The organism is Streptomyces sp. NPDC001852, assembly GCF_042891825.1.
In the GTDB taxonomy this organism is placed as follows: domain Bacteria; phylum Actinomycetota; class Actinomycetes; order Streptomycetales; family Streptomycetaceae; genus Streptomyces.
Window position 1 is genome coordinate 298381 of sequence record NZ_JBIATN010000009.1, and the last position, 11678, is coordinate 310058.

The following is an 11678-nucleotide window of genomic DNA, read 5'->3' on the forward strand; positions in this document are numbered from 1 at the left end:
GCCTGCTCACGCTCCCGTGGCGACGAGGACGACGGCGACCGCCAGGACGACGGTGCCGGCGAGCAGCGCGCTCACATAGGTCTGCACATTGCCGGTCTGCGCCCGCCGTACGGCGGCCCCGAGCAGCCGGGGCAGGGCGGCCGCGCCCTGCACGTAGGTGTCGACGACCTCGCGGTCGAGGAACCGGACGAGACTCGCTCCGGCCTGGACCGGGCGGACGAACAGCGCCGCGTACACGGCGTCCAGGTGGAAGCCGGCGGCCGCGTGGCGGCGCAGCGGGCCGAGTAGCAGCCGCGCCGGGTCCGCCGGGTCGGGCGCGTAGGCGATGTCGCCGTAGGCCGGCTCGTGGGTGGCGATGGCCTCGGCCTCGACCAGCCCGGCGTCCTCCCCCGGATGGGCGGCGACCGCGCCGAGCGGGACCCGGGCGGCGAGTGCGGTGGTGCGCTGCCAGGCGCCGTAGGTGAGCAGCCCGCCGACCAGGGCGAGGCCCGTGCCGAGGATGGAGGTGAGCAGGGTCGGGGTCAGGTCGCGGCCGTCGAACCAGCCGGGCAGCGCCCGGTAGGCGAGCCCGCCGAAGGCGAGCGACGGCACGGCGAGCACCCACAGCACCACGGTCATCGTCAGGGGCTGACGGCCGTGGTCGGGGGCCTCGGCGCCCCGGCCGCAAAAGGCCAGCAGCCACAGCCGGGTCGCGTAGGCGGCGGTGAGGAGGGCGGTGACCAGCCCGGCGACGAGGACGATCCAGCCGGCGGCGCAGGGGGCGTGGTCCGGGTGGCCGTCGACCACGTGCTCGGCGGCGCCGAGGACGGACTCCTTGGAGAAGAAGCCGCTGAACGGCGGGATCGCGGCGAGCGCGAGGAGCGCCACGGTCATCGTCCAGAACGCGTCCGGGACGCGGTCGCGCAGGCCGCGCATGCGGGACATGGCGGCCAGTGAGTTGGTGCCGGCGGCGTGGATGATCACGCCGGCCGCGAGGAACAGCAGCGCCTTGAAGGCGCCGTGGGACAGGAGGTGGAAGACGGCGGCACCGCGGTCGCCGACGGCGAGGGCGCCGGTCATGTAGCCGAGCTGGCCGATGGTCGAGTAGGCGAGGACGCGCTTGATGTCGTCCTGGGCGAGCGCGGCGAGGCCGGAGCCCACCATCGTGACGGCGGCCATGACGGCGAGGACGACCATCGCGGCCCGGGACGCCTCGAACACCGGGAGGAGACGGGCGATGAAGTAGACACCGGCGGCGACCATCGTCGCGGCGTGGATCAGCGCCGAGACGGGCGTGGGGCCGGCCATCGCGTCCGGGAGCCAGGTGTGCAGCGGGAACTGCGCCGACTTGCCCGCGACGCCCGCGAGGAGCAGCAGGGCAACGACGGTCGGGTGGTGCAGGTTGCCGCTCGCGACGGCGCCGAGGACACGCGTGATCCGGAACGAGCCTGCGTCGGTGGCGAGCGCGAACAGGCCGATGAGGAACGGCACGTCGCCGAGCTTGGTGACGAGGAAGGCCTTCAGGGAGGCGGCACGGGCCTCGGGGGTCTCCCAGTAGTGGCCGACCAGGAAGTAGGAGCAGATGCCCATGACTTCCCAGCCGACCAGCAGCACGATCAGGTCGCCGGAGTAGACGACCAGGAGCATCGCGGAGGTGAACAGGGAGACGAGGGCGGCGTAGGAGGGGTAGCGCGGGTCGTCGCGCAGATAGCCGGTCGAGTAGATCTGCACGCAGGCGGCGACGAACGCGACCAGGATCGCGACGAGTGCGGCGAAGCCGTCGACGTCCAGGGCCAGCTCGATCGGGACCGAGCCGGTAGGCGTCAGTCCGGTGTGGGCGGTGATGGCCTGGCCACCGCCCTGGCGTGCGGCGACGAGTGCGGCCAGGACGAGCGAGGCCAGCGGCGGCAGCACCGCGAGCGGGCGGACGAACCCGGGCGCGGTGCGGCCGAGCAGCAGCCCGGCCGCGGCGCCGAGGAACGGCAGAAGGGGGACGAGGACGGCGAGGGTGGTCGTGGTCACGCGGTGGCCTCAGCCTTCTCGGCCGCGGAGGAGTCCGGTCCCTCGGTGCCGGGGCCCTCGGCGGTGTCGCGGAGCTTGTCGATGTCGGAGGTGCCGCGGTTGCGGTAGACGGCGAGCACGATCGCCAGGCCGATGCCGATCTCGGCGGCGGCGATGGTGATGGTGAACAGGGTCAGCGCCTGGCCGGAGTGCAGGGTCTCCTTCGCGGCCCGGCTGAGCCAGACGTCGAAGGCGACGAGGTTGAGGTTGACGGCGTTGAGCATCAGCTCGACCGACATCAGGACCAGGATCGCGTTGCGGCGGGCGAGGACGCCGTACAGGCCGGTGCAGAACAGGAGGGCGGAGAGTACGGCCGGGTAGGCGAGGTGCATCAGCGGGCGCCTTCCTTCTCGCCGGCGGTCACGACGGCCGGGGGTGTGGCGTTCGCGTCCGCCTTCGCCCTGCGGGACAGGACGATCGCGCCGACCAGGGCCGCGAGGAGCAGCACGGACAGGGCCTCGAAGGGCAGCACCCAGTTCCGGAACAGGCTCTCGCCGGTGACCCGGGTGGAGCCGGCGGCCGGCCCGCTCAGGTCGATCCAGGTGGTGCGGAAGGCGTCGACGACCACCCAGACCAGGGCGACGGCGGCGGCGCCCGCGACGGTCAGGGCGGCCCAGCGGTTACCGGAGTCGGCGTCCGGTGAGCGGCCGATGGGGGCCTTGGTGAGCATCAGCCCGAACAGGAGGAGGACGACGACGGAACCGACGTAGATCAGGACCTGTACCCAGGCGATGAACTCGGCCGTGAGCAGCAGGTACTCCACGGCGAGACCGCCGAGCGCGACCACCAGCCACAGGGCGGCGTGCACCAGCTGCCGGGTGGTGACGGTGGCCAGCGCTGCGCCGAAGGTGACCAGGCCGACCAGGAGGAAGGCGATCTCGACGCCGGTCGGGGACAGGAAGCCGTGCGCGGCGGCGGCAAGGGGCACGGCGGAGTGAGCCGCGGCCGGGCTCAGGGTCGAGGCGAGGGTCACGACGCGCCCTCCCCCGGTTCGGCCTGCGCGGCCGCCAGCTTCTCGGCGGTCTTGCGGGCGGCGGCGATCTCCTTGGGCTCCTCGGCGGCGGGGTCCAGGGCCGGCGGGGCCGGGACGGTCCACATCCACTCGCGGAGCTTGTCCCGTTCATGGGTGAGGTCGCGGATGTCGGTCTCGGCGTACTCGAACTCCGGGGACCAGAACAGCGCGTCGAAAGGACACACCTCGATGCAGATACCGCAGTACATGCACAGGGAGAAGTCGATGGCGAACCGGTCGAGGACGTTGCGGCTGCGCTCGCGGCCGCCGGGGGCGGCCGGCGGGACCGTCTCCTTGTGGGAGTCGATGTAGATGCACCAGTCCGGGCACTCGCGGGCGCAGAGCATGCAGACCGTGCAGTTCTCCTCGAACAGGCCGATCACGCCGCGGGTGCGGGGCGGCAGTTCGGGCTGGGCGTCGGGGTACTGCTCGGTGACGTGCTTCCTCGTCATCGTGCGGAGGGTGACGGCAAGGCCCTTGGCGAGGCCACTGCCAGGAATGGGGGCCATGGTTAGCTGATCACCACCTTGACGATGCCGGTGAGGGCGATCTGGGCGAGGGAAAGGGGCACGAGGAGGGTCCAGGACAGCTTCTGGAGCTGGTCCTCGCGCAGCCGCGGGTAGGTGACGCGGAGCCAGATGACGAGGAAGGCGAGGATCGCGGTCTTCAGCAGGGTCCACAGCCAGCCCAGGCCGTCATGGCCCCAGGGACCGTGCCATCCGCCCAGGAAGAGGACGGTGGTCAGGCCGCACAGGACGACGATCCCGGCGTACTCGGCGAGGAGGAAGAGGGCGAACCGCAGTCCGGTGTACTCGGTGTAGGCGCCGAAGATGATCTCCGAGTCGGCGACGGGCATGTCGAACGGCGGGCGCTGCAGCTCGGCGAGCCCGGCGACGAAGAAGACGACCGCGCCGGTGATCTGCCAGGGCACCCACCACCAGTGGAAGGCGTGCAGGATGCCGGGCAGGGAGACCGTGCCCGCCGCCATGGAGACCGAGGCGGCGGCGAGCAGCATCGGCAGTTCGTAGGCGAGCAGCTGGGCGGCCGTGCGCAGGCCGCCGAGCAGGGAGAACTTGTTCGCGCTCGCCCAGCCGGCCATGAGCGAGCCGAGCACGCCGACGCCCATGACCGCGAGCACGAAGAACACACCCGCGTCGACGACCTGGCCGACGGCCCCCTTGCTCGGGCCGATCGGGATGGCGAGCAGCACGAGGAGGTACGGCAGCAGCGCCACGGCCGGGGCGAGCTGGAAGACGCGGCGGTCGGCGCCGGCCGGGACCACGTCCTCCTTCTGCGCGAACTTCACGCCGTCCGCGATGAGCTGGGCCCAGCCGTGGAAGCCTCCGGCGTACATCGGGCCGAGGCGGCCCTGCATGTGTGCCATCACCTTGTGCTCGGTCTGGCCGACGATGAGCGGGAAGGTGAGGAAGACGACGAACACGACGCCGAGTCGCAGGGCGACGTCCCACACGCCGTTCACTGCGGGCCTCCTGCGGGGTTGTCGTCGGTGGGTTCGGGGTTGGCCCCGGAGTCGGGTTCGGGGTTCTGACCGGGCTCGTCGGGAGTGCCGGGCTCATCGCCGGTGGTGAGGTCGTCACCGGCGGCAGCGGGCGGTTCGGGTTGCTGCTCGGCCTGTCCGGGTTCGGCGTGGGTCCGCTCCGGTTCCTCCGGCGCCGGTTCGGGTGCCGTCGGGCCCTGTTCGGGCGTCGGCGGGGCCTGTTCGGGCTCCTCGAAGGCCGGGCGGGCGTGGTGCCACGGGGCGTCCGAGCTGCGTGGGGCCGTGCTCCGGCGGGTGGGGTGCGCCGCGCTGTCCGGCGCCGCCGACTCACGGGGAGCAGGTGCGGCCCCCTCACCCGTAGCCGGTGCCGTCGGCTCGCCAGCAGCAGGCGCCGTCTGTTCCGGAGTCTCGGCCCGCTGTGTGGCCGAGCCCTCCGAGGCGCTGCGGGCGCGGCGCGGACGGGCCGGGGCGGGGCCGGGCTCATGGGCCACGGAGGCCTCGGCGGCCGGACCTTCCACCGCCGCGGCACGGGCAGCGTCACCCTCGGCAGCGGTCTGCTTCAGCTCGGCCGCCTCCCGAGGCACCGGCGTCTGGCTCACCGAGCCCTCGCTCGCACTCCGCATCCGCCGCGGCCGGGCACCCGCAGCACCCACAGCCCCGGCGCCTTCAGCAGGACCGGCAGCCCCGGCTCCCCCGGCAGTGGCAGCGGTCTCGTCGGTCTGGCTCGCCGAGCCCTCCGCCGCCGTGCGGGTTCGCCGTACCGGGCGGTCCCCGGCCGCACCCGTACGGGCTGCCGGACGCTCGCCCGCCGCGCGGCCCGCGCCGCGTGCCGGACGGGCCGGGGCAGGGGGCAGCTGGCCCTTCAGGGGGCCCCACTCGTTGGGGTCCGGCACGCCCGGAGGGAGCATCTGGCGGCGCTTCGGGCCGCCGTGCTCGGATTCGCCGGGCTCCTTGGCGCCGGGCCACGCCTTGGCGACGCGCGCGGCGAGGACGAAGTCCTTGCGCAGGGGATGCCCCTCGAAGGTCTCCGGGAGGAGCAGGTGCTCCAGGCCAGGGTGTCCCTCGAACACCACGCCGAACATCTCGTGGGTCTCGCGTTCGTGCCAGGCGGCGCCCGCGTAGACGCCGACGGCGGAGGGCAGCGCCGGTGCCTCGTGCGGGACGGTCGTTCGGACGAGGAGGCGGCGGACCGGGCCCAGGGCGACGACGTGGGCGGACACGCGGAAACCCGTGCCCGGTTCGTCGACCGCGCTCAGCCAGTCGAAGTAGGTGCAGCCCAGGGTCGAACGGGCCGTCTCCAGGGCGGTGAGCCAGGAGGACGGGGGTACGTCCACGGTCAGGAGGTCGTAGGACTCCTCGGCCGTGGCGTCCGTACCGAAGAGGTCCTCGACCGGGGCGGGCAGCCAGCCGACGGTGCTCATCGGGCGTCCCCCTCACCGGCGGGGGCAGGCGGCCTCACCAGGTCGCTGGTCAGGGCGGCCGCCGACGGCCGGGCGGAACCGGCGCCGTACCGCTCCCCCAGCGACTCCCGGGCGATCTTCTCCTGGAGCTTGAGGATGCCCTGGAGCAGCGCCTCGGGGCGCGGCGGGCAGCCGGGGACGTACACGTCCACGGGGATGATCTGGTCGACGCCCTTGGTGACGGAGTAGGAGTCCCAGTAGGGGCCGCCGCAGTTGGAGCAGGCGCCGAAGGAGATGACGTACTTCGGCTCGGGCATCTGCTCGTACAGGCGCTTCACAGCCGGGGCCATCTTGTCCGTGACCGTGCCCGACACCACCATCAGGTCGGCCTGGCGGGGCCCGGGGGCGAACGGGATCACCCCGAGGCGGATGAAGTCGTGGCGGGCCATCGACGCGGCGATGAACTCGATCGCGCAGCAGGCGAGGCCGAAGTTGAAGACCCAGAGCGAGTAGCGGCGACCCCAGTTCAGGACCACCTTCATCGGCTCGGGGGCCAGGCGGGCCAGGGCGCCGAGCCGCTTGGGCTCCGGCAGGTACACGGTCTCCGGGTTCACGTCCATGCCAGGACGCCCTTCTTGTATGCGTACAGCAGGCCCACGGCGAGGAAGCCGAGGAAGACGAACATCTCCACGAGCGTCGTCGCGCCGTAGCCGGGGGCGGCGAAGACCGTCGCCCAGGGGAAGAGGAAGATCGAGTCGATCGCGAAGATCACGTACAGGAAGGCGTAGACGTAGTAGCGGACCTGGGTGTGGGCCCAGCCCTCGCCGACGGGGTCGACGCCGCACTCGTAGGTCAGAAGTTTCTCGGGGGTCGGCACGACCGGGCGCAGCAGCCGGCCCGCGCCGAACGCGACCGCGACGAACAGCACGCCGACGAGGGCGAGCAGGCCCACCACCGAGTAGGACCGGAAGTAGCCCGCCGCGATGACGTGCGCCGCGGCGACCGTCGAGTCCCCCAACGTCTCCCGCACCGTCCGACCTCGCTCCCTGACATCATTCGACGATCTGTACGCACGGGAGTCTAGGCCCTGATAAAGAGCTGGTAAGCAGCCAGTCACGCCGTGAGACAGGTGACGGGCAAGGGCGACGTGTGCGGGGTGGGGTTTTCCCCCGTCGGCGGAGGGCGGCGTACCGCATGGCGCGGAGGGCGTCGCGCACGGCAGGCTGGCCGGTATGACCGCTACCAGCCCCGCCGCCGGCCGGGCCGACGGCCCCGACCCGCTGCCGCCGATACGGCCGGCGTACGACGCGCCCACGTGGAAGGAGATCCTGTATCTCCTGCTGAACCTGCCGGTGACGGTGTTCGGCTTCGTCTACGCGATCACCGCGCTGGCCGTCGGCGGAGCCCTGACGGTCACCGTCGTCGGCCTGCCGCTGCTGGCGCTCGGTCTGCTGGGCTCCCGGCAGCTGGGGAAGCTGGAGCGGGCCCGCGCGCGGTGGCTGCTCGGGGTGCGGGTGGAGGAGCCGACGCCGCTGCCGCTCGCGAGGAGCGGCGGGCCGGCGCAGCGGGTGTGGATGGCGTTGAAGGACCCGGTGGGCTGGCGGACGCTGCTGTACGACCTCATCCGGCTGCCCTGGGGCGTCCTCACCTTCTGCGCCGTGCTGACCTCGCTGTTCGTGCTGTGGCCGGTGCTGCCGTATCTGGCGCGGGGTCTGGCGAACGTGGACCGGTTCATGGTGCGCGGGCTGCTGTCGCCGTCGGACGAGCTGGAGCGCCGGATCGCCGAGCTGGAGTCGGATCGCGGGGTGGTGGTCGACACGGCCGCCGCCGATCTGCGGCGCATCGAGCGGGACCTGCACGACGGCGCCCAGGCGCGGCTGGTCAACCTGGCCATGGGACTCGGTCTGGCCAAGGAGAAGCTGCTGGAGGACCCCGACTCGGCGGCGGCGATGGTGGAGGAGGCGCACGGCGAGGTGAAGCTGGCCCTGCAGGAGCTGCGCGACCTCGCCCGCGGCATCCACCCGGCCGTACTGACCGACCGGGGCCTGGACGCGGCCCTGTCCTCGGTCGCCACCCGCTGCACCGTGCCGGTGAAGGTCACCGTGGACCTTCCGGACCGCCCGGCCCCGGCCATCGAGGGCATCGCCTACTTCACGGTCTCCGAGCTGCTGCAGAACATCAGCAAGCACAGCCGGGCCCGCTCCGCGTCGGTGGACGTGTGGCGCACCGAGGACCGGCTGCTCATCCAGGTCCGGGACGACGGCCGGGGCGGCGCCCGCCTCGAGGGCGGCACCGGCATGCGCGGCCTCGCGGACCGGTTGGGCGCGGTGGACGGCCTGTTCGTCCTGGACTCACCGCCCGGCGGCCCGACGGTGGTCACGGCGGAGCTGCCGTGGCGTGACCGCACGGAGTAGCCGACGGCTTCATTTACGCGTGCGTCGGCTGCAACTCCTCAGGGGCGCGGGGCTGTGTTCGACATGCAGCTCCGCTGCGTGGGCGCGACCAGCCACAACGAGCCCGCAGTCGCCCCACGGCGGAACCCCCACGGCGATCGCGCGCAAGGCACCGAAACCAACCGCACCAAGAAGCCACCACCACCAGCGAAGCGAACGGCCGAACCGCCGGAGGCAGGGGTGGGGAAAACCCCCGGACCAAGATGCCGACGGACTCCATGGCCCCGGGACCCCCCGCACACGACCCTGGAAACACGGCTGAACCGCCGCTCGGACGAGGAGAACGGGACGACATCGATGGCCACGGAGTACGGAGACGGGTACGGGTACGGGCGGGAGGACGGACGGCCCGCCGGGCCCGGCCATCGGCTGCCCGCCGCGCTGCGGGCGCCGTTCGAGGCGCGCAGCTGGCGCGAGTTCGGTTATGTCCTGCTGAGCCTGCCGATCTCGATCGTGCTGTTCACCTGGACGGTGACCATGGCATCGCTCGGCGCGGGCCTGCTGGTGACCTTCCTCGGCGTCCCGGTGCTCGCGGCGGCGCTCGCCGGCTGCCGCGGCTTCGGTGCGCTGGAACGGGCGCGGGCGCGCGGGCTGCTGCGGCTGGAGGTGGCCGAGCCGGAACCGCTGCGGATGCGCAAGCCGGGCGCGCCGGCCTGGATGGGCGCGGTGCTGAAGAGCGGCACCTCCTGGCGGAACCTGCTGTACGCACTGGTGCAGTTCCCGTGGGCCGTGTTCTCGTTCACGGTCGCGGTGACCCTGTGGCCGCTCGGCTGGATGCTGCTGACCTACCCGCTGTGGTTCTGGGTCTTCCCGGTGTACGGCGGCCAGGGCGGTCTTCAGCTGTACGGCGACGAGCACCACAGCGTCTATCTCGACAACCCCTTCGAGATCACCGTGACCGCGCTGGTGGGCCTGCTGTTCACGCTGGCCACGCCGTGGATCGTACGGGCCCTGACGACGGTGGACGGGCTGCTGGTGCGGGGCCTGCTGGGGCCGTCGCCGCTGTCGGCGCGGGTGGTGGAGCTTGAGTCGGACCGCGGGGTGGTGGTCGACACGGCCGCCGCCGATCTGCGGCGCATCGAGCGGGACCTGCACGACGGCGCCCAGGCGCGGCTGGTCAACCTGGCCATGGACCTGGGGCTGGCCAAGGAGAAGCTCCGGGAGGACCCGCAGGCGGCGGCGCGGATGGTGGACGAGGCGCACGGCGAGGTGAAGACGGCACTGCAGGAGCTGCGCGACCTCGCCCGCGGCATCCATCCGGCCGTGCTGACCGACCGGGGCCTGGACGCGGCCCTGTCCTCGGTCGCCTCCCGCTGCACGGTGCCGGTGCGGGTGGAGGTCGATCTGCCGGCCCGCCCGGCCCAGGCCATCGAGGGCATCGCCTACTTCACGGTCTCCGAGCTGCTGCAGAACATCAGCAAGCACAGCCGGGCCCGCTCCGCGTCGGTGGACGTGTGGCAGGCCGAGGACCGGCTGATGCTGCAGGTGATCGACGACGGCGTCGGCGGCGCAGACGTCTCCCGCGGCTCGGGCCTGGCCGGTCTCGCCGGCCGCCTGGACGCGGTGGACGGGGTCCTCGTGGTGGACTCCCCGGCAGGCGGCCCCACCCGGGTGATCGCGGAGCTGCCCTGGCGGACCTGACGCCCAGCCGCCCTCCTCCGGCGACGCACTCGCGGCGACGCGGCGAGCGGCGCGTACCGAATGCTGGAATGCTGGACCTCCGTACGGGACCTGTTGTAGGGGACTTGGGGGGCCGGAAGATCGTGGAGGACAGGGTGCGGGTGGTCATCGCCGAGGACTCAGTGCTGCTCAGGGAGGGCCTGACCCGGCTGCTGACCGACCGCGGGCACGATGTCGTGGCCGGCGTCGGGGACGCGGAGGCGCTGGTGAAGACCGTCTCCGACCTGGACGCACAGGGCGAGCTGCCGGACGTCGTGGTGGCGGACGTGCGGATGCCGCCGACGCACACCGACGAGGGCGTCCGGGCGGCGGTACGGCTGCGGAAGGCCCATCCTCGGCTGGGTGTGCTGGTGCTCTCGCAGTACGTGGAGGAGCGCTACGCGACCGAGTTGCTGGCCGGATCCAGCCGGGGGGTGGGCTATCTGCTCAAGGACCGGGTCGCCGAGGTGCGCGAGTTCGTGGACGCGGTGGTGCGGGTGGCCGAGGGCGGTACGGCGCTGGACCCGGAGGTGGTCGCGCAGCTGCTCGGCCGCAGCCGCAAGCAGGACGTGCTGGCGGGGCTGACCCCGCGGGAGCGCGAGGTGCTGGGGCTGATGGCGGAGGGGCGCACGAACTCGGCGATCGCCCGGCAGCTGGTCGTCAGCGACGGGGCCGTGGAGAAGCACGTCAGCAACATCTTCCTGAAGCTCGGTCTGGCGCCGAGCGACGGGGACCACCGGCGTGTTCTGGCCGTGCTGACCTATCTGAACTCCTGACCGAAACACACTGTGTCAGCAGTGCGTCAGAGGATCCGGCTTCTGTGGGAAGTCGGGTACCCGGACAGAGGACCGGAGGACGAACCGGGAAAGGATCCACCCTGACACCTCAGCGCCCTGCCGACCCGAGAGCGCCACAGGCCGACTCGATGTCGTCCAATCTGTGGATGGCCTCGGGAAGGCGACCCTAACCGACGTAGGGTTGATCCTGGGATGGTCCGTGGGACGACCACGCCCCGGACAGCCGCCTCGAAGGAGGTCCAGTTCAGTGACCAGCCAGGTCAGCAGCCAGGCGGAGCAGACCGACGGAGCCGTCGTCGGAGAGCAGCGCAAACCGGGCGGCGCGAAGGACGTGCGGCGCCTGGACCGGGTGATCATCCGGTTCGCGGGGGACTCGGGTGACGGTATGCAGCTCACCGGTGACCGGTTCACTTCGGAGACCGCGTCCTTCGGCAACGACCTTTCGACCCTGCCGAACTTTCCCGCGGAGATCCGTGCTCCCGCCGGTACCCTGCCCGGTGTCTCCTCGTTCCAGTTGCACTTCGCCGACCACGACATCCTCACTCCGGGGGATGCGCCGAACGTGCTGGTCGCGATGAACCCGGCCGCGTTGAGGGCGAACATCGCCGATCTGCCGCGGGGTGCGGAGATCATCGTCGACACCGACGAGTTCACCCGGCGGGCCCTGCAGAAGGTCGGTTACGACGCTTCCCCGCTGGAGGACGGGTCGCTGGACGGGTACAATCTGCATCCGGTGCCGTTGACGACGCTGACGGTTCAGGCGCTGACGGAGTTCGACCTGTCGCGCAAGGAGGCCGAGCGGAGCAAGAACATGTTCGC

12 protein-coding genes are annotated in these 11678 nt (G+C 72.3%); 4 read left to right on the forward strand and 8 right to left on the reverse strand.

Annotated features, from left to right (window positions below):
- Window positions 1-6: 6 nt before the first annotated feature.
- The 8 genes from ACFYZB_RS18470 to ACFYZB_RS18505 are packed head-to-tail and all read right to left on the reverse strand — an operon-like array spanning window position 7 to window position 6980.
- Window positions 7-2001, reverse strand: coding sequence for an NADH-quinone oxidoreductase subunit L (locus ACFYZB_RS18470; protein ID WP_388759467.1), 1995 nt, complete (start codon window positions 1999-2001; stop codon window positions 7-9).
- Complete coding sequence (gene nuoK, locus ACFYZB_RS18475) at window positions 1998-2372, reverse strand: NADH-quinone oxidoreductase subunit NuoK (protein WP_351214354.1); 375 nt, start codon at window positions 2370-2372, stop codon at window positions 1998-2000. The genes ACFYZB_RS18470 and nuoK overlap by 4 nt, the downstream gene beginning before the upstream one ends.
- On the reverse strand, window positions 2372-3013 hold the full coding sequence (locus tag ACFYZB_RS18480; protein WP_388759470.1) for an NADH-quinone oxidoreductase subunit J: 642 nt from the start codon (window positions 3011-3013) through the stop codon (window positions 2372-2374). The genes nuoK and ACFYZB_RS18480 overlap by 1 nt, the downstream gene beginning before the upstream one ends.
- Window positions 3010-3561, reverse strand: a complete 552-nt coding sequence (locus ACFYZB_RS18485; RefSeq protein ID WP_388759473.1) for a NuoI/complex I 23 kDa subunit family protein — start codon at window positions 3559-3561, stop codon at window positions 3010-3012. Before ACFYZB_RS18485 ends, ACFYZB_RS18480 begins: the two co-directional genes overlap by 4 nt.
- A 2-nt stretch (window positions 3562-3563) precedes the next feature.
- Window positions 3564-4532 (reverse strand): complex I subunit 1 family protein, encoded by a 969-nt coding sequence (locus ACFYZB_RS18490; protein ID WP_351214350.1) that lies wholly within the window; start codon window positions 4530-4532, stop codon window positions 3564-3566.
- Complete coding sequence (locus ACFYZB_RS18495; RefSeq protein ID WP_388759476.1) at window positions 4529-5971, reverse strand: NADH-quinone oxidoreductase subunit C; 1443 nt, start codon at window positions 5969-5971, stop codon at window positions 4529-4531. The genes ACFYZB_RS18490 and ACFYZB_RS18495 overlap by 4 nt, the downstream gene beginning before the upstream one ends.
- The gene (locus tag ACFYZB_RS18500) at window positions 5968-6570 is read right to left on the reverse strand and encodes an NADH-quinone oxidoreductase subunit B family protein (RefSeq protein ID WP_351214346.1); all 603 of its coding nucleotides are present in this window, start codon (window positions 6568-6570) and stop codon (window positions 5968-5970) included. The genes ACFYZB_RS18495 and ACFYZB_RS18500 overlap by 4 nt, the downstream gene beginning before the upstream one ends.
- Window positions 6561-6980, reverse strand: a complete 420-nt coding sequence (locus ACFYZB_RS18505; protein WP_351214344.1) for an NADH-quinone oxidoreductase subunit A — start codon at window positions 6978-6980, stop codon at window positions 6561-6563. Before ACFYZB_RS18505 ends, ACFYZB_RS18500 begins: the two co-directional genes overlap by 10 nt.
- 202 nt (window positions 6981-7182) lie before the next feature.
- Here ACFYZB_RS18505 and ACFYZB_RS18510 point away from each other — a divergent pair, with 202 nt between their 5' ends.
- From ACFYZB_RS18510 to ACFYZB_RS18525, 4 genes are all read left to right on the forward strand, one after another.
- A complete protein-coding gene (locus tag ACFYZB_RS18510) occupies window positions 7183-8364 on the forward strand; it encodes a sensor histidine kinase (protein ID WP_388759479.1) in 1182 nt (393 codons plus the stop codon).
- Window positions 8365-8700: 336 nt separating this feature from the next.
- A complete protein-coding gene (locus ACFYZB_RS18515; protein WP_388759482.1) occupies window positions 8701-10044 on the forward strand; it encodes a sensor histidine kinase in 1344 nt (447 codons plus the stop codon).
- Window positions 10045-10178: 134 nt separating this feature from the next.
- A complete protein-coding gene (locus tag ACFYZB_RS18520) occupies window positions 10179-10838 on the forward strand; it encodes a response regulator transcription factor (protein ID WP_351214466.1) in 660 nt (219 codons plus the stop codon).
- A 268-nt stretch (window positions 10839-11106) separates the two neighbouring features.
- A partial coding sequence (locus ACFYZB_RS18525; RefSeq protein ID WP_388759485.1) for a 2-oxoacid:acceptor oxidoreductase family protein occupies window positions 11107-11678 on the forward strand: 572 nt, incomplete at its 3' end.